Annotated in this window: 17 protein-coding genes; 4 read left to right on the top strand and 13 right to left on the bottom strand. The window is 34.6% G+C overall.

Going from position 1 to position 19104, the window contains the following annotated elements:
- Nucleotides 1-87 precede the first annotated feature (87 nt).
- Complete coding sequence (locus R2782_RS08950) at nt 88-1356, top strand: sensor histidine kinase (protein WP_371267894.1); 1269 nt, start codon at nt 88-90, stop codon at nt 1354-1356.
- Entirely contained in the window at nt 1353-2036 is a 684-nt protein-coding gene (locus R2782_RS08945) for a response regulator transcription factor (RefSeq protein WP_371267893.1), read from the top strand. Before R2782_RS08950 ends, R2782_RS08945 begins: the two co-directional genes overlap by 4 nt.
- Before the next feature lie 8 nt (nt 2037-2044).
- On the opposite strand, the gene R2782_RS08940 is transcribed toward R2782_RS08945, so the two are convergent.
- The 6 genes from R2782_RS08940 to R2782_RS08915 all read right to left on the bottom strand — a co-directional run bounded on the left by R2782_RS08940 (nt 2045) and on the right by R2782_RS08915 (nt 8698).
- The gene (locus tag R2782_RS08940) at nt 2045-2443 is read right to left on the bottom strand and encodes a c-type cytochrome (protein ID WP_371267892.1); all 399 of its coding nucleotides are present in this window, start codon (nt 2441-2443) and stop codon (nt 2045-2047) included.
- 61 nt (nt 2444-2504) lie between these two features.
- Complete coding sequence (gene hemB, locus R2782_RS08935) at nt 2505-3497, bottom strand: porphobilinogen synthase (RefSeq protein ID WP_371267891.1); 993 nt, start codon at nt 3495-3497, stop codon at nt 2505-2507.
- A 43-nt stretch (nt 3498-3540) separates the two neighbouring features.
- On the bottom strand, nt 3541-4482 hold the full coding sequence (locus R2782_RS08930) for a DUF4421 family protein (protein ID WP_371267890.1): 942 nt from the start codon (nt 4480-4482) through the stop codon (nt 3541-3543).
- Nucleotides 4473-5375, bottom strand: coding sequence for an oxygen-dependent coproporphyrinogen oxidase (hemF, locus tag R2782_RS08925; protein ID WP_371267889.1), 903 nt, complete (start codon nt 5373-5375; stop codon nt 4473-4475). The genes R2782_RS08930 and hemF overlap by 10 nt, the downstream gene beginning before the upstream one ends.
- A 199-nt stretch (nt 5376-5574) precedes the next feature.
- Nucleotides 5575-6657, bottom strand: coding sequence for a DNA polymerase IV (gene dinB, locus R2782_RS08920; RefSeq protein WP_371267888.1), 1083 nt, complete (start codon nt 6655-6657; stop codon nt 5575-5577).
- Nucleotides 6617-8698: a recombinase gene (locus R2782_RS08915; RefSeq protein ID WP_371267887.1), complete on the bottom strand. Its 2082-nt coding sequence runs from the start codon at nt 8696-8698 to the stop codon at nt 6617-6619. Before R2782_RS08915 ends, dinB begins: the two co-directional genes overlap by 41 nt.
- Before the next feature lie 73 nt (nt 8699-8771).
- Between R2782_RS08915 and R2782_RS08910 the strand changes: the two genes are divergently transcribed.
- Nucleotides 8772-9245, top strand: coding sequence for a CYTH domain-containing protein (locus R2782_RS08910; protein ID WP_371267886.1), 474 nt, complete (start codon nt 8772-8774; stop codon nt 9243-9245).
- Nucleotides 9242-9697: a YciI family protein gene (locus R2782_RS08905; RefSeq protein WP_371267885.1), complete on the top strand. Its 456-nt coding sequence runs from the start codon at nt 9242-9244 to the stop codon at nt 9695-9697. Before R2782_RS08910 ends, R2782_RS08905 begins: the two co-directional genes overlap by 4 nt.
- Nucleotides 9698-9704: 7 nt before the next feature.
- On the opposite strand, the gene R2782_RS08900 is transcribed toward R2782_RS08905, so the two are convergent.
- The 7 genes from R2782_RS08900 to R2782_RS08870 form a co-directional block, all read right to left on the bottom strand.
- Nucleotides 9705-10211 (bottom strand): septal ring lytic transglycosylase RlpA family protein, encoded by a 507-nt coding sequence (locus R2782_RS08900; protein WP_371267884.1) that lies wholly within the window; start codon nt 10209-10211, stop codon nt 9705-9707.
- An 82-nt stretch (nt 10212-10293) separates the two neighbouring features.
- Nucleotides 10294-10725 (bottom strand): hypothetical protein, encoded by a 432-nt coding sequence (locus R2782_RS08895; protein ID WP_371267883.1) that lies wholly within the window; start codon nt 10723-10725, stop codon nt 10294-10296.
- Between the two features lie 97 nt (nt 10726-10822).
- Nucleotides 10823-14128 carry a carboxypeptidase regulatory-like domain-containing protein gene (locus R2782_RS08890; protein WP_371267882.1) on the bottom strand — a complete coding sequence of 1102 codons (3306 nt, stop codon included), beginning with the start codon at nt 14126-14128 and terminating at the stop codon, nt 10823-10825.
- 247 nt (nt 14129-14375) lie between these two features.
- Nucleotides 14376-16019, bottom strand: coding sequence for a glucose-6-phosphate isomerase (gene pgi, locus R2782_RS08885; protein ID WP_371267881.1), 1644 nt, complete (start codon nt 16017-16019; stop codon nt 14376-14378).
- Nucleotide 16020: 1 nt separating this feature from the next.
- Nucleotides 16021-17259 carry a peptidoglycan DD-metalloendopeptidase family protein gene (locus R2782_RS08880; RefSeq protein WP_371267880.1) on the bottom strand — a complete coding sequence of 413 codons (1239 nt, stop codon included), beginning with the start codon at nt 17257-17259 and terminating at the stop codon, nt 16021-16023.
- Between the two features lie 19 nt (nt 17260-17278).
- The gene (locus R2782_RS08875) at nt 17279-18214 is read right to left on the bottom strand and encodes a tryptophan 2,3-dioxygenase family protein (RefSeq protein WP_371267879.1); all 936 of its coding nucleotides are present in this window, start codon (nt 18212-18214) and stop codon (nt 17279-17281) included.
- Complete coding sequence (locus R2782_RS08870; RefSeq protein ID WP_371267878.1) at nt 18214-19005, bottom strand: DUF3108 domain-containing protein; 792 nt, start codon at nt 19003-19005, stop codon at nt 18214-18216. The genes R2782_RS08875 and R2782_RS08870 overlap by 1 nt, the downstream gene beginning before the upstream one ends.
- Nucleotides 19006-19104: the final 99 nt, after the last annotated feature.

Genomic DNA, 19104 nt, shown 5'->3' with positions numbered 1-19104 from the left:
TTTGTTAATAACATGTTAATCGAAACAGATTAACTAAAATATATCTCTTTCTCACAGTAAATTTGTTAACTTAAAACAAACAAAGGATTGAAATTTAGTCGATTAAACAGCATCATCTTTGCAGGTCTTCTCTGCATCATCGGCGTATTAGTCATGCAGCTACTGATGTTGAACCAAGCCTATCAATTTGAGAAAAAAGATTTTGAAGAAAAAATTCATTTTGCACTTCAAGATGTGGTTAAAAGAATTTATCGCGACAATAAAACCCCATTAACCATTACCAATCAAGTAAAAAAAATTACAGACGATTACTACATTGTTAACCTTGATGATGTTTTTGAGCACGAAGTGTTGGAATATTATCTTAAAACCGAGTTTCAAAAAGTAAACCTTGAGTTAGATTATGAGTATGCCATTTATGATTGTGCTACCGACGAAATGATTTATGGGAGTTATATTTCAAGTGATGCCGGAAAACCGGAAAAATGCGAAAAATGTTTTAAAAAAAATGAAGGTCTAATTTATTATTTTGGCATTCGCTTTCCCGATTTACAACACAAATTCATTACATCATTAGGTCAATATTGGATTTATACGGCCATTTTATTTTTGGTTTTAATCATTTATGTTTACTCTGTTATTTTGTTATTAAAGCAAAAAAAATATACTGAACTGCAAACAGATTTTATCAACAATATGACCCATGAATTTAAAACGCCTCTTTCGTCTATTTTGATAGCCTCGCAATATGCCACTTCTCAAGAAGAAATTAAAGGTAATCCTAAATTGGCTAAGTACATGCAAATTATCACTAATCAAAGCCATAAATTAAATCATCATATTGAGCGGATTCTAAATGTAGCCAAAGGAGATGCCAAATGGATTGAACTGGAAAAAAAAGCCTTCAATTTAAAAGAAATACTTGAATTGGTTAAAGAAAACACCTTGCTCAAATCAACCAAAAAATGTACAATTGATATTGACGTCTCTGCTAAAATTTCAATTGTAGCAGACGAATTTCATTTTAATAATATCGTATTCAATTTGGTAGACAACGCAATCAAGTACTGTCAAGAAAACCCAAAAATCACAATCAAATCTGCAACAACCCAAAAAGGATTATTACTCAATTTTTCTGACAATGGCAGTGGAATTTCGGCACAACACATCGACTATGTTTTTGATAAGTTTTACCGCGTTCCCAGAGAAAACAAAAAAGACATTGAGGGGTTTGGCATTGGTTTGTTTTATGTAAAAAAAATCATTGATTTGCACCAATGGAAAATTTCAATCAAAAATAATTCAACCAAAGGGATTACAGTTTCTATTTTCATTCCAAAAAAAGATGTTTTATGAGTAAAAAGAAAATTCTTTATGTAGAAGATGATGAAACTTTAGGTTTCTTAACCGCCGATAGTTTGGAAAACCAATATGAGGTAGCTCATTTTACCAATGGTCAAGCAGGTTTTGAAGCTTTTTGTCAAGAAGATTTTGACTTGTGCATATTAGATGTTATGTTACCGGACATGGATGGTTTTGAAATTGCTACACAAATCAGAAAGCGAAATCAGGAAATTCCGATTATTTTTCTTTCGGCAAAAACAATGAAAGAAGATCGAATTAAAGGATTAAAATTAGGTGCTGATGATTATTTGGTAAAACCTTACAGTATGGAAGAATTGACTTTAAAGATTGAAGTGTTTTTAAATCGAAGTCAAAAAACAGTATCTAAAAATAATGCAACCTATTCGATAGGTTCGTTTCAATTTGACCCAACCAATTACTGTGTTTCTAAAGGTAAAGAATTGACCAATTTAACCGAAAGAGAGGCTGCTTTATTGAAGTTATTTTTGGACCATAAAAACACCGTATTAAAGCGAGAAAAAATCTTGATGGAGCTATGGGGAACCGATGATTATTTTGTGGGAAGAAGTTTAGATGTGTTTATTTCCCGCTTGCGTAAACTGTTTAAAGAAGAACACAACATACGGTTTGAAAATATTCCTAGAGTTGGGTTCAAATTAGTTGTTGAGTAAAATTATTTTTAATTACTAAAGCTATAAATGTAGTGCTCAATTGCTTCTAATTCATCCTTTTTCATTTTTTTGGTGATAGCAAAATTGGCTTTCATTACCTCATACTGACTTGGGTCTACGATAGGTTTGCCGTTCCCTTTGAGAAATTCTACCATATTTGCCTCTTTTTCTTTATATACTGTTGCTATTTCGGCAATGCTCGGCCCAATTACCTTTTGGTTTGGCTTGTGACAAGTATAGCACAAGCCCACACCGTTAAAAAGTTTTTCTCCTTCTTTAATTTTTTCATCACCGGAATTATTTGTGCCTTCAGAAACCACTTTCGAATCAGTCCAAAAAGGTTCTTCTTTTGTATTACGACAAGAGAATACCATTACAACAACAACAAAAAGAACAATTTTTTTCATGAACCAAGAATTTGATATGCTCAAATGTACATTGATAATTTAGGTGTAGAGGTGATATTTATCAGCTGTGCAATAATTTTACCACATCTTTTGCAAAATAACTTGCAATCATGTCGGCACCGGCTCTTTTAATTGCAGTTACTTGCTCCAACATCACGGCATCATGATCTAACCATCCTTTTTCCGCAGCAGCTTTTATCATAGCATACTCACCGGATACTTGATAAACCGCCACAGGAACATCAAAAGTATTTTTAATCTCCCGAACAATATCTAAATAAGCAATACCGGGTTTTACCATCACAATATCAGCTCCCTCGTCAATATCCATTTGGGTTTCGCGAATGGCTTCGATGCGATTATGGTAATCCATTTGATAGGTTTTTTTGTCTTTCGGAACGTGTTGTCCCTCTATAGGGGCACTATCTAAAGCGTCGCGAAAAGGCCCGTAATGAGCCGATGCATATTTGGCACTGTAAGCCATAATACCTGTGTTTACGTAACCCTCGTCTTCCAAAGCTTCTCTGATTTCTAAAATTCTACCGTCCATCATGTCGCTTGGAGCTACAAAATCGGCACCGGCTTCAGCATGCGAACAACTCATTTCGGCTAAAATAGCCGAAGTAACGTCGTTTATAATCATTCCGTTTTCTAATATACCATCATGACCGTAAGATGAATACGGATCCAAAGCTACATCTGTCATCACGACCATATCGGGAACAGCATTTTTTATTACTTTAACAGCTCGCTGCATCAAACCATTAGGGTTTATTGCCTCTGTCCCTTTATTGTCTTTTAAGTTGTCTGAAACTTTTACAAAAACCAATACAGTTTTTAAATTCAATTTTGCAAGTTCTTTCACTTCTTTTTCCAACAAATCCAAACTTAACCTGAAGTAGTTGGGCATAGAGTGAATTTCTTCCCTTACGTTTTTACCCTCCACAACGAAAAGAGGTACAATAAAATTATTAGGAGAAAGTATCGTTTCTCGCACTAAGGAGCGAATGGTTTCGTTGGTTCTGAGTCGACGGTTTCGTATGAGTGGAAACATATTTTGATTTGTTTTAGAATTAGGATTGTAACCAATTGAAGAGCTATAGTCCTATTTTTTCTGCTGTTTTATCGTATACTTGTTTTACTTTTTTAGGTGGGTCAAAACGATAACCTGCTGTTATTTTTATAGTCGATATTTCGTCATTCAATTGAATTTGAGCCTCTGAATCTTGAATAAAATCTATGTAATTCAGGTTAATAAAGGTAAAAAAGGTATCTGAATTATAGCCTATTTTTGCACTTGCACTCCATTCATGAATCAGTGAAAAATCACCATCTACACTATTAAATCCTGACCCCAAAGACAATCCGCCGGAAAGTAAAAAATGATTATTGATGACAAAATTATAAAAATAAGAAGGAGCTAAAGAAACAAAAAACACATCGCTTTTAGAGCTGTTCCCACCGTCATTTAAATCGAAGTTGGTGTAATACACCGAAAAAGTCGGGATAAAACTACCCGCACTTTTAGATTGCCATTCTTTTTGATTAGCAAGTGTTCTAAACGAAAAATTTTCATTAAAAATATAAGAAGTAGTACCTCCAATCTTAGTTGTTCGCAATCTTGGGAAAGAAACTTCTACTTCATCGTTACTCACATAAAACCCTTTTTGATTAATGAAAGAAACAGATTGCATCCATTTTTTATAATAAAATCGTGTAGATAATGTAAACAATTTGGAATCATTGTTATCTTTATTTTCAGCAAAAAAAGTTGGCGAAAATCCGTAGGAAACATCAATTGATTTATAACTCACATTAATCCCTATTTGTTCTCGTTTGTTTGGAATTAATTCCAAAAAGTTTTTTATTCCCTCTTCTGTGTAGTTAAACAAAAAACTATTTGACATATCAAAATAATATAAACTGGTTATTACTTTCTGGTCGTAGTTTGTAAAATGGCTACCTTGTTCAGCATCCTGCTGAGCAAACGAACAGTTAATTCCTCCCAAAAATAGTACAATTATAATTTTTAGACCCATTCTTTTGGATTTTGGAGTACAGAAATTAATTTTTCTTCTTCGCTTCCTGCTTCCGGGTGATGGTCATACACCCATTGTACATGTGGAGGCAAACTCATTAAAATACTTTCAATTCTACCGTTGGTTTTGAGACCAAAAAGGGTTCCTTTATCGTGAACCAAGTTAAATTCCACATAACGACCCCTACGAATTTCTTGCCATTCCCTTTGTTCGTTTGAATATGGTAAATTTACTCTTTTTTCAACAATTGGAACGTATGCATCTAAAAAACTATTCCCTACTTCGGTCACAAAATCATACCAATCTTCCATCTTCATCGTGTCGGTAGCTTTGCAATAATCAAAAAACAAACCGCCAATTCCACGGGCTTCGTTGCGGTGTGCATTCCAAAAATAAGTATCGCATTGTTTTTTATATTTCTGATAAAATTCAGAATTGTGATTATCGCAAGCTTTTTTGCACGTTTGATGAAAATGAATGGCATCTTCTTCAAAAAGATAATACGGCGTTAAATCCTGACCGCCACCAAACCATGAATTGATAACCGTACCCTTCTCATCATACATTTCAAAATACCGCCAATTGGCATGAACGGTTGGAACCATCGGGTTTTTGGGATGAATCACTAAACTTAATCCACAAGCAAAAAAATCGGCTTCACCAACATTGAATAATTTTTGCATCGAATCAGGTAACTTTCCGTGAACAGCAGATATGTTGACACCGCCTTTTTCAAAAACTCTTCCGTTTTCAATCACGCGGGTTCTGCCACCGCCGCCTTCGGGACGTTCCCAAATGTCCTCTCTAAATTTGGCTTCGCCATCTACTTCTTCTAATTTGGAAGTAATTTTATTTTGAAGATTTTGTATGTATGGATAGAATTTATCTTTCATTGAAATGGACTAAGCTTACTAAAGCAAAATGTTTTTTTACAAAAATAGGGGAATTTTGGCTTGTGAAGTGAATTTGCTAGTAATTTAGTAGTTAGAGGACAAACTCCGTACCGCCACCGCACGAATCCCTTCGTGTGGCGTGAACGAATTTCAATTAATCAAACTGCTTCTTACTCATCAACCAAAAATACAAAAACATTTAAAACTCAAACCGCAACTGCACCACCACCGTTTTTTTAATTTCAGTATTCAAATTATTTAATGAAATGCCCAACAAACGAACGGATTCTTTTAGTTTTTCTTGGTATAATAATTCTTTGGCAGTTTCTAATAATAAGGCTTTATCCGAAATAAAATAAGGCAAGGTTTTGCTTCTGGTTTGTTGCGAAAAATCGGAATATTTTATTTTTAAGGTTACTGTTTTTCCTGCGATTTTATGTTTTTGTAATCGTTTTTCGAGTTCTTTGGCGATGCTTTCCAAACGTTCTTCCATAAACACTTCGGAGGATAAATTTTCATTAAATGTTCGTTCGGCTCCCACCGATTTTGAGATTCGATTGGGCTTTACCGGACTGTTGTGAATGCCTCGAACAATGTAATAATAATGTGTTCCGCTTTTGCCAAAATGTTGTTCTAAAAATGCTAAACTTCGGTTTTTTAAATCTTTTCCGGTGTAGATGCCAAATTGATACATTCGTTCGGCTGTGACTTTTCCTATTCCATAAAATTTTCGGATGTCTAAGGCTTCCAAAAAAGGTTCAACTTCATCTGGAGTAACCGTTTTTTGTCCATTCGGTTTATTATAATCCGAAGCCACTTTTGCCACAAATTTATTAATGGAAATTCCTGCCGAGGCGGTAAGTCCCGTTTCTTCAAATATACGTTTTCGGATTTCTTGTGCGAGTAAGGTTGCACTTGGGTTTCCTTTTTTGTTTTGTGTCACATCCAAATAAGCTTCATCCAACGAAAGCGGTTCAACCAAATCGGTATACTCATAAAAAATACGTCTGATTATTTTTGAAATTTCGGAATACCTTTCAAAACGCGGTCGCACAAAAATCAATTCAGGACATAATTTTTTGGCCTGTACCCCACTCATCGCACTACGAACACCAAATTTTCTTGCCTCGTAGCTGGCTGCCGATATAACCCCTCGAATTTCGCTTCCGCCAACAGCCAAAGGCTTTCCTATTAACTCAGGAAAATCTTTTTGCTCCACAGAAGCATAAAAAGCATCCATATCAATGTGAATGATTTTGCGAAGTTTTTTCTCCTCCTTCATGGGTTACAGGTTTGGTTCCGATGGGAAAAAAGAAAGAAAATGGTTTTTGTTTGAAATAACTCCAAATTGAAATAGCAATGCTTTTTACCTCGGAAAAAGGAATATCTCTTGAACGAAAAGCGAGTCCCAACGATAAACCAAAACTCACAATAAAGTTAACCAATCCGATGATTCCAACCCCAAAAATTCCCCAAAAAAGCAGTGAAAAATCAAGGGAAAAATTAGAGCCATATAGTGCCAAAGCAAGATTTCCACTGGCAAAAGTAATATGGCGTATATCCAAATTCAATCCGAAAAAGATTCCTACCGAAGCTGTTGAGCCCATAAAAATACCAAACCAAAAATTAGATGTTATTCCTGCCCATTTATGCTCGTACCAATGAGCTAATTTTTCGGCATCTCGCTTTCCTAGACTTCTTTTCAAGAAAGGGTTTTCTTTAATCCGTTGATAAATTTCGTAATGTTTATCGCGGTTGGCAACACTACCGGAAATAATTCCCGATAAAAAAAGAAAACACCCTGCTATGGCTGCATGAAAAATAGCCATCGAATGTATCGGACTTAAATTGGTTGCTAACGTAAGCCATTTGGTCTCAGCAATATTGTAATCTAAAAGTAAATCGATTAGCCAAATTCCAAACAAAGAAACCGGAAACGCCATAATCACATTCCCTACAAAAGCAATAAACTGCGAGCGAAAAACACGTGCAAAAAATATGGCAAATCCTCTGTGTTTTTCATCTGTATCCGGATTATTCATCCCTTCTTTTAAAGCTCTGATTAAAGCTGCTGCAGTCATCGCAGGTTGCTTAGTAGCGAGAGTAAAACCCAACAAAAAAATGGCAATAAAACCAAAGGAATAATTCATACTATACAAAAATGCATAGCCAAAATCACTAGTCTCCACTTTTGAGAATAATACTTTGATAATACATAAAATGCCTACTATTAATCCCCCGCCTAAAGCAGAATTAAACATTTTAAAATACTCTCCCTTGGATTGTGTAATATATTTTTCGCCCGTTTTGGCAGTATGCTGCGTAACTTCATAGGACAACAATTGAATACTATCGCCAATGAATTTTCGAAGATTATTTCGTGTACTATTGTACTTGATGAGTTTGTAAGCTAAGCGAATAGTATTTCGCTTTTTATCAATTTCATAATCGACTGTAAGTAAGGGCAACACTACTTTTAATCGCAATAATTGTTGGCGAATTCTAAGCAAACTTTGATTTACATGAATTGTGATACCATATTTAGAAGAATTGTGAAATGCTTTTTCTACATATTCTTCGCATTGTTTATGTAATACTAAAAGTTGTTTATATGTTAGGTTTTCAGAAGTAACACTTGGATTACGCTCTTTGGTTTTCAGGTCTTTTTGTAAAATTTGAAGCTCTTTTTCAAAAGCAGCAAAAGGGCTTTCGTGATGAAAGTACTCCGGCACCATTTTGAGTACATCCGACTCCAATGCACGACCGCTCATACGTTGAGCAATCAATGTCATCGACATGATTAATTCTGATAAAATAGAGTCTTCACCGATTGATTCATAAATAGATGTCAATTCTAACAAATCATACAGTGTTTCAATTTGTCCTTGTGGAATTTTTTGCAACCAAAGTGAATCTGTATCACTGTAAAATACCTGATTTAGTATGTACTCTAATGAGTCTGTTTGATGTTGATAGGGTAAAACTTTAGCAAATATTCTTTTTTTAACCTCAAATAAAAAATCAGTGTCTTCCAAGATAGCAGCATCAGCAATAATCTTATTTATCTTTTTCCCGGAAAACAAAGTTTTAATATATCGTGAAAATTCTTTTTTAATATGTTCATTATCAGCCAATAAACAAATCAAATCGGAGATGTCAACGGGTGCAAGATTTTTTAATTTTTGGGGGCGAACAGCCGCAACAATATTGACTAATACTTCATGGGTGTCGGTTGCATTTTCCCATCGTTTTTCTTCATCAAAATAGTAAAGCACCATTTCAACAACCGATTCTTTTTTCTTTTTCCCAGACAATTGTGGCATTTTACAATTTTGTTTTTACAATACGAATGTATTGAATTATCTTTACCTTACAATATAAAGGATAACTATTTCTATGATAGAAATTGAACGAAAATTTTTAGTACTTACCGAAGCTTTTAAAACAGAGGCATTCAAACAATATAGCATTGTTCAAGGCTATTTAAGCTCTGCTCCAGAACGAACGGTTCGTGTTCGAATGAAAGGCGAAAAAGGATTTTTGACCATTAAAGGTAAAGGAAATGATTCCGGCATGAGCCGATTGGAATGGGAAAAAGAAATTACAGTTTCCGATGCAAAGCAACTACTTTCCATTTGTGAAAAAGGCGTTATTGAAAAAATGCGTTACGAAGTAAAAAAGGGCAATCATGTGTTTGAAGTAGATGTTTTTTGTGGCGAAAATGAAGGTCTTGTATTAGCAGAAATTGAATTGAATTCTGAATCAGAATCTTTTGAAAAGCCCAATTGGTTGGGCAAAGAAGTAACCAATGATGAAAAATATTACAATGCATATTTAAGCAATAATCCCTATAAAAACTGGAAAAAATGAACAAATTAATCAACCTAGTTTGCCTTTTACTATTCATTTCCTGTAACTCAACGAAAGAGCAAAACACTAAAAAAGTTCATACAATAAGTACTCCTATTGCTAAAACAAAACACGAAACATTTGCTTATCAAGAAGGAGATACCACTTACATAATGCAAAAATATTTTTTGGTTTTATTAAAAAAAGGCGAAAACAGAAATCATTCTAAAGAAGAAACTGCCGAAATACAAAAAAAGCACTTGGCTCACATTGCTTGGTTGGATAAAACCGGTAAAATCAGTTTGGCTGGCCCATCTGAAAACCATAAAACCATTTCTGGTTTTTTACTGTTTAATACCGAGACGCTTGAAGAGGCTGATAGTTTAGCCAACCTTGATCCTGCGGTAAAGGCGGGTCGATTGGCAGTAGAAACACTTCCGTGGTGGGCAGCAAAAGGCAGTAGATTGAAGTAAGTAACTACTAATCCAATTTTAAACTGTCTACCACTTGTTCCACAATTTCAATAGTTACTTTCATTGTACCGTAGCCGTGATGTCTGGCAATATCTCGAAAAGCTCTTTTGCTTAAATCAATTTCTCGTCCTTTGGTAAAAGGTCCGCGATCATTAATGGTAACCATCACCGATTTATCATTGGCTTCATTGGTTACACGCACTTTAGTACCAAATGGTAGTTTTTTATGGGCGGCTGTATACTTTTGATTGTCAAAAATTTGACCACTCGCTGTTTTCCTTCCGGTAAATTTATCATGATAATAGGAGGCATGTGCTCCTTTTTTGTACACTATAAAACGATAGTTACCTTCTATTTTTATACTATCATTTGTTATACTATCTTTCTTAATCGTGTCGTTGAGCATCAAACGTTGTAGGGTAGGTTTTTCAAAACGATTTGTCTTAAAAGAAAAACTACTAAAAAAAAGTAAGGCTATTGAGCCAAACACAAGAAGTTCGGTTTTGTATTTCATAATCCAACTTTTATTTGTGTTTTTCATTTAACAATAAATGTCCCAAAAAATAAAAAAACCACGTCTTCCGTGGTTTGTTTTTTTATGCTAGCCAAGATTTCCATGGAAGTCGGCTTAATATAAGTACCAATCCAATGCCGTAAAAGAAAAATATCTTTTTAAATTTTAGCTCTTGAGCTACTTTTTTGTGTTTAGACCAACCAATAGTAATTAAGGCGATGGCAATAATATTAATCAAAGGATGCTCTAACATTGTGAGACGCAATTCAGCGTTTTTCATTGCTCCTTCAACACCAAAAGCCTTAAGCCCTTTTTGTGAAACAAAAAAAACAGCTAATCCCAATAACAATTGAATGTGTGTAAAAATTAATGCAAAAAGTGAAATGCGTAAATCTTTGGATGAAAACATTTTTTTAGAAGTATAGCCTAAGAAAGCGTTTACAACTGCAATAAAAAGTACTAGAAGAGCTAAATAAGCCCACCAAGAATGAAGTTTTTGAATTAGTTCGTACATATAAATTTTTTTGAAAAACAAATATAATCAAAAAAGAGAAACCTTTGGCTAAATTAACCAAAGGCTTCTGTCAAAACAAATGAAAAAAGTCGCTACGTTAATTGAATGTATATCTTACTCCAATTTGCATTTGCCATCTTGAGGAATTTAACCCCTGATCATCTACTTGATTTAATGATTGCTCAACAGCTGGGTTGTAACGAAATGTTGGTGTTGTACCATCTGCCAAAAAACCTACTTGATTTAATAACTGTACTTGGTCAAAAGTGGCAAAATAACGTTTTCCCCAATCTTTATTTAATAAGTTTGTAAAGTTAAAAATATCGGTGGTTAACTCAAATGTATGCTTCTTGTTTTTAATGTTTAAAATAAACTCTTGAGCAAATTTTAAATCAATTACATGACTCCATTTTAAGCGATCTCCATTTCGTTCCGCATAATTACCTCTTTTACTTCTTAGGTAATCATTTCCTTCAATAAAAGTATTTAAAGCATCCCATTGTTGCTGAGGGTCCAATCCTGTAGAAGGGTCTGTAACTAAAACAATTTCAGATTGACTTGCCGGTACGTAAATAAGAGCTGAATTTGAGAAGGTATCGCTTAAAAGTCTTCCGTTATCATTGTAAACATAGCTAATTGGGGTTCCTTCAGTACCTTCATAAAATAAACCGATTCTTGTTTTCAAGTTTTTATTCCACTTGTAAGTAACGAAAGAATTTGCTAGAACTCTATGTCCTTGATCAAAATCGGAACGAGCTACTCTTCCTATTGCGTTAGAACCGTTTACTGTTTCTATATTATTCCATTGAGAACTATTTTGTGAAGAAGTAGCATCAAAGAGCGTAGTTGATTCGCCATAAGAATAAGTAGCTTGTATACTAGCATCTATTTTATCTGTTATAAAATTTCTTGTTAAAGTAAATGCTGCATTCCAAGATTTTCCTTCATTTGTGTTAGAGGCTAAATAAATTCCTTGATAAGTATTATCAATTCTATTATTCGCATTATATCTAGGACGATTGTCTGCCCCTGTTAAATTTGATGCAGGCTCTCTTAGGTTTATGTTCTCGTAAGTTATTGCACTTATATTATCGTTGTACGTAAAATCAGTTGTTAAACGTATTCCTAAAGGTAATTTTTGGTCAATTGCCAAATTAGCTTTAAATACTTGTGGTAATTTAAAATCTTTTGCAAACAAATCCACAGCACCAGAAAATTGTCCGGGAGCACCAGGGTTACCTTGAGCTGGAGCAATATTAGAGGGCAATCCGGCAATTTGAGATGACACACTTGTATTAGAATTAAAATCGGGCATATTAGGGTTTGTTGCTCCATTAATATCAACAGTCCCTTGTGTAACCCCATTATTGTTATACGCTCCACCTGGCCATACTAAAGGAAGTCTTGACGTAAAAATTCCTAAGCCACCTCTAATTTGAGTTGTTTTTTTCCCGCTCACATCATAATTAAAACCTAATCGAGGCGAAATGTGTGCTCTGGTATCGATTCTACTACCTACTTTTGCTCCTTTTAAATCTTTTCCGGCAGCTTCAAGAAGAGGAATTGTTCTGTTATTAAAATCCTCATTCACAATATAATCATCCCAGACAGGAACATCTACTCTAAATCCGTATGAAAGTCTGAAATTGTCAGAAAGTCTCATTTCATTTTGTAAATATCCCCCAAACTGTACCACATCAAATTCGGCAGCTCCTTGAGAACCATCTCCATCACCACCCACTAACGAATAACCAATTCTAAATCGGTTTGGTTTGTTGTTGTCTAAGAAATCTTGCAAATTGCTATAACGATAATAGCCATAATTTCTTCCAAAGAAAACATTTTTAGAAGAACTGAATTCGTTGTGGGTTCCAATGGTTATTGTATTAATACCCGCTTGTATTTCTACATTGTCGGTAAATGTAAAAATATTCTGTTCCAATAAATTTGCTGTAGAAAAAGGCTCTGAACCTACAAAAATAGTTCCTAAACCATCTCTAATTTCTAAATACGGAAAAGGGTCTCCCAAAGCATTACGGTCATCTTTAACACTAGTATATCCCAAAACTAAACTGTTTGAAACTCTATCACTAAACCTTGAACTTAATTCAATTGAAGATGAGTTTGTTGTAGAAGTAAACTCTTGGGCTCCGTTATAAAAATTGATAGCGGTATTAGAGGATCTGTTTGGCGAAATATTTACTGCTTTTACTAAACTGTGACGAACAGCCAACTTATGGTTGTCATTGATGTTCCAATCTACTTTAGCAATAAATTTATCACTTACTAAAGAAGACTTTGTACTACTGTAATTTCCTGGGTCATAACCATAATTCGAAATTAAATAATTTCGTAATTCTTCAATTTTTGTAGCCGCTAACCCCGGAACAACATCCGGGCTACTTCCTTGTAGAGCGATGTTTCCAACATAATTATTCACTTCAAAAGGTTGAGGCGTTTCATTATCTTGGCGTTCATAATTAATAAAATAAAACAACTTGTCTTTTTTAATTGCACCTGCAGCTCTAACTCCAATAGTAGTGGCATCAAAATCAGCTAACTTGCTTCTATTAGTTTCACTAATTGCATTGGGTGTCATACCTGCTAAATTTTGATTTCGGTTTAAATAATAAGCCGAACCTTCAAAATTATTTGTTCCTGAACGGGTGATAGCACTTATTGAACCTCCGGCAAATCCCGAAATTTTCACATCAAAAGGAGCAACTTGCACTTGAAATTGCTCAATAGCATCTACGGAAATAGGGCTAACTCCTGTTTGTCCTCCATTAGTTCCGTTGGCAGCCAAACCGAAAACATCGTTGTTTACAGCTCCGTCGATATAGATAGCATTGAAACGATTGTTTTGTCCACTTATCGAAATAACATCATCTCCTCTCAATTGGGCTTGAGGAGTTAAACGAGCAAAATCAGAAACATTTCTTGAAAGCGTTGGTAAGTTTTGTATACGTTTAGAATCAATAATTGTTTGTGCTCCCGTTTTTTTAGAGTTAAAATCCGCATCTTTCGACCCTGTTAGAACCACCTCTTCTAAAGCACTAACCTCACTATCTAAATCAATATTTATCAGTCTAGAATCACCTAGTTGAAGGTAAATATTTTCGCCTTTAAATGGTTTATAGCCAACATAAGTAACGTCTATAACATAAGGTCCTCCTACCCTCATATTGGCAATTCGGTAAGCTCCTTTATCGTCGGTTGTAGCTGTATAGCGAGTTCCGGAAGGTTGGTGCGTTACTATTATAGTTGCTCCAGGTAAAGTATCCTCCCCTTTTTCTGCAACTTTACCCAAGATGGATGCTGTTGTGTTACCTTGGGCATGCCCTTCTGTCATAAAAACAGACATAAAGCAAAGAATTAAAAATAAGTGTAAATTTTCTTTCATCTTTTTTGATTTAATTTGACCGCAAAATTCAGTCTTTACCAAACCAAAATCGTTATGAAAATGTTAAGGAAACTAACGTGAAGATTTTATAAACTTATGCTTACACAAAAGAAACATAAACTGTGATTATGCCTTTTTTAATCATTTTTAGGAAATTATAACTTGACAATAAAATAATATACTTCCTAAAAATAAAAAAACCATGCAATAGTTCTCTGCATGGCGTAAAAGATATGGTAAAAACTGTTTATTTATTGTCTAAAAAATACTTCAATAAAAAGTTAGTAGAACTATCATGTTCCTTGATGGTTCCCGAATGAATTTCATCCAAAATAGAATTTGCCAATTGTTTTCCCAATTCAACTCCCCATTGATCGTAACTAAAGATATTCCAAATCACTCCTTGTACAAAAATTTTATGTTCATACAAAGCAATTAATTCCCCCAAACTTTCAGGAGTCAATTTGTTGATTAATAGCGTATTGGTGGGACGGTTTCCTGAAAATATTTTAAAAGGTAATAAAAATTCTGCTTTTTCACCGGATATGCCTTGTTTTTCGAATTCTGCCAACACCTGCTCAGCCGATTTCCCGTTTAATAAAGCTTCGGTTTGAGCAAAAAAGTTAGACATTAATTTATCGTGATGGTCTTGGTTACCGTGAAGCGATTTAACATAACCAATAAAATCGGTCGGAATCAATTTTGTTCCTTGGTGAATTAATTGAAAAAAAGCATGTTGCGAATTCGTTCCCGGTTCGCCCCAAATAATTGTTCCCGTTTGGTAATTGACCGGATTTCCATCGCGTCCAATGCTTTTTCCGTTACTTTCCATTATTCCTTGTTGCAGGTAGGAAGCCAATTTTTGTAAATATTGTGTATACGGAATCAACGCTTCACTTTCCGCTCCAAAGAAATTGTTATACCAAACACTCAACAAAGCCAGAACAACCGGAATGTTTTTGTCAAAAGGAGTCGTTTTAAAATGTTCATCCATGTTGTTTGCTCCTTTTAATAATTTGTCAAAATTATCAAAGCCTACGGCTAAACTAATCGATAAACCAACAGCACTCCACAGCGAAAATCGTCCGCCAACCCAATCCCACATTGGGAAAATGTTTTCAGAATGAATTCCGAATTCGGTTACTTTTTGAATATTTGTAGAAACAGCCACAAAATGTTTGGCTACATCTTCTTGTTTGGCCGATTGTAAAAACCAATTTCGAATGGTTTCTGAATTGGATAACGTTTCTTGTGTGGTAAATGTCTTGGAAACAATAACAAACAAAGTGGTTTCAGGGTTTAATTTCTTAATCACCTCATTCACGTGGTCACCATCTACGTTGGAAACAAAATGAACGTTTAAGTGATTTTTATAATATTGAAGAGCTTCAACCACCATCGCCGGACCTAAATCGGAGCCGCCAATGCCAATGTTTACAATATCTGTGAAATATTTCCCGGTATATCCTTTTCTACTTCCGTTGACAACTTCGTCTGTAAAGTTTTTAATTTTATTTTTAACTGAATAAATTTCCGGCATTACATTTTGACCATCCACTAAAATTATTGCATCAGACGGAGCACGCAAAGCCGTGTGTAAAACCGCTCTGTTTTCTGTTTGATTAATTGCATCTCCGGTAAAATATTTTTTAACAGCATCTTCTAAATTGACTTCTTTTGCCAAATCCAAAAGATGGTTCATTGTTTCTTGGGTGATGATATTTTTAGAATAATCTACCAAAAAATTATTCCATTGCAAATGAAAGTTGTCTGCCCTTTTCGAATCTTTTTCAAAAAGTTCTTGCATCGTGACATATTGCATTTCTTCAAAATGATTTCGCAAACTTTGCCAAGCTGCTGTTCCGGATGGATTTGTATTTTCTAAAGCCATTTTATTTTAATTTAAGTGTCGCGATACTGTCTAATTCTTTCTTTAAAGGAGCAATGTATTCTAAATATTTTGCTTTGTGCTTTGCATTCATTGGTTCGGTATTGGGTAACTTTTGAGACAGCGGATCAACTTGCACGCCGTTTTTCCAAAAGCGATAACATACGTGCGGACCGGTAGCTAGGCCAGTGCTTCCTACTTTTCCAATGACTTGTCCTTGTTCTACTCGTTGACCTTGACGCACCAATATTTTAGACATGTGGAGGTATTGGGTAGAATAGGTTCCATTGTGTTTTACTTTTACATAGTTTCCGTTTCCGGCGGTGTAGCCAGTTCGTTCAACTACACCGGAAGCGGTGGTTTTAATTGGCGTTCCGTGTGGAGCAGCATAATCAGTGCCTTTGTGAGCTTTCCATGTCATTTGAACGGGATGGAAACGTTTGGGCGAAAAACGAGAAGATATTCTAAAAAAATCCAAAGGAGCTTTTAAAAACATGGTTTTCAACCCCTTACCTTCCTCGTCATAGTAATCTAATTTTCTGGAAAGACTATCTAATTTGTAAGGAAAAGCATAAATTCTCTTTCCTTTATGTTCAAAAAACGAGCTTTCTAATCGGTCTACTCCGGCATAAATACTATCGTTGATGAATTTTTCATAAAACGTAACAGCAAATTTATCTTCTTTTTGAATCTTAAAAAAGTCGATGGAATATTCGTAAATCTTAGCCAGATTATTTGCCACTCCAGCATCAACTCCATTTTTGTTCAACGTTTCTGATAATGAACCGTGAATGGCAGTAGCAATGGTTCTTCGTTTGATTGTGATGGGTTTTTGTTTGTTGTAAGCCTTTACAATCGTATCTCGAAAATCGACTACGCTATAATTAATATTATCTTTTTGATAGATAAAAACTTGAAGTTGATTGGGTTTTTCCTTTGATTTGAGTAATGTGATTGGTCTTCCTATGCGAATATCACGCATTTTGAAACTGTCTTTCACTTGTTCGGTTACTTCATGCACTTTGAAGTTTCCTATATTATGATTTTCTAATAATTTTCCGAAGGTATCGCCACTTTTAATCGTGTCTTGAACAACCAAATAATCGTTTAGCGTGAATCCGAATTCAACGACAATTGGAATTTTAGGTTTTGTATCTTCTTCTATAATGACTTTATCAACCTTTTTTTCGCATGAAAACAAACTCAATGCAAATAGTATAGGCAGTATTTTGTTAAATTTCAATTTGCTGCTTTTAATCTAATTAAACACTTTCTTTTTCTCCCCAAGTTGCCAATTCTTCTTCTGACCATAATTCAGGGAAGAAAATTCTTCGTTGGTATTTAGGAAGCATGTACTTCTTCCAATCGCTTCCGCCGGTTGCTTCGCCGCTACCGTGACCACTTTCGATGTATTTCTTTGCGGCATTAAAATGACCCATTACCCACGTGATATTAACGGTATAATCATAGTGTCGCATGGCTTTAACCAAAGCTTCATTTTTTTGATCTTCTTCCGGTAATTGCTTAAACTTTTGCCAAAGATTAATCGTATTGTATTCTTCCATGAAAGACAAAAATTCTTTCTTGTATTTTTTTTCGAATTCTAAAATTAAATAGGACTTTTCACCTGTTTTATAATCTTTACCGGCTGCTTGCCAATACAAATGTTCCAACGCATGTTCATAAGGTGTATTGCGATCAATTGAACTTCTGAATCGATAATCAATTAGATTTATTAAATCGGTTGATGCAAACTCTATCAATCGGTATTGAGCACTTTGAAAACCGCTGGCCGGTGTTAATGTATTTCGAAATTTCATGTATTGTTCTACTTCCATACCGTCTTTCATAATAGTAAAAGAAGTGGTAAGCATATCGAAATAACGACTAATTCGCATTAATTTTTCGGTAAAAAAAGAAGTTTCCGGTTTTTGGGAACGACACACTTGTTCGATTTCCCAAAGAATCATTTTAAACAACAACTCATTTACTTGGTGATACATTACAAAAACCATTTCATCGGGCAAAGTGGTGCGTTGCGTTTGAAGGTTCAGCAAAGCATCGGTTTGAATATAATCCCAATAAGTGATAGGTTTTGCCCACAGAAGTCCTTCTAAATGCGTTTCAGTTTTTTGGTTAATTGCTTGAAACTTTTCTTCTAATTTTTCAAGAATTTCTTCGTGTGCGGTAGTATTCATTACGGTTTTGCTTTAACGGTAAATGTATGTTTTAATCCTTTAAATTTTTCCAAATCAGCTTTGAGTGATCCTACGGCTAATTCGGCTTTAATTCGAATAGGTAATTTATTGTCGTCATCTGAAATCCAGACAGTTAAGCTTTCTTGTTCCTTAAAAACACGTCCGGCTTGCACATACGGTCTGAAAATCATTGTGGGAACGACCCCAAATTTAGTTTTTAAATCTTGACGACCAATAAATTTAAGTTTAAATTTTGTTATTTCTTCATCAAAAAACATATCGATGTCTATTGACTCACCTACTTTTAGTTTATCAACATTAGGGTGATTTCTCAAATAATAGAATGTAGATAAAATATCTTGGGTTTTGTCGGGTACTTCAAATGTTTTTTCTGTCTTCCGTTTATAATCTTTTACTAAAACCGTATTGCTACTTTGGTTAAAGAAACCTTCTTGGTTTTTGGTATAACCTCCTTCATCAATTTTTCGAACAAATTGATAAGGTTTTCCGGTTTGTTTGTCAAAATAACTTTGATAATCATCTTCTACTTTAAAGAAAAATTTAGTCATTCCAGTAGTGTAACCACGTCCTTTGGCATGAAAAACTTTTTTATTGTTTCTAATGGCTTCGTGCACACTCAACTCTGCCATACCGGCATTTATTAAACCATAATGAATGCGAAACTGAAACCATTCACCTACATCAAAAGCATCTTCTTTTGGAGGATAACTCGTTTGAGAATCAAAGCTTACGGTTAATAAAAACAGGAAGAGAAACAGTACTTTTTTCATAAAACTTTGTCTTTTTTCAGAAGCCGTTGCAATTTCTGTTCCAAATGTAATAAATCTAAAAAAGACCTCAAAAAAAGGGGAGTTTTTAATATTTTTTTA

This window comes from Flavobacterium sp. (genome assembly GCF_041392085.1).
Classification (GTDB): domain Bacteria; phylum Bacteroidota; class Bacteroidia; order Flavobacteriales; family Flavobacteriaceae; genus Flavobacterium.
Note: the sequence above shows the minus strand (reverse complement) of the source record. Positions and strands in the feature narration are given on the sequence as shown.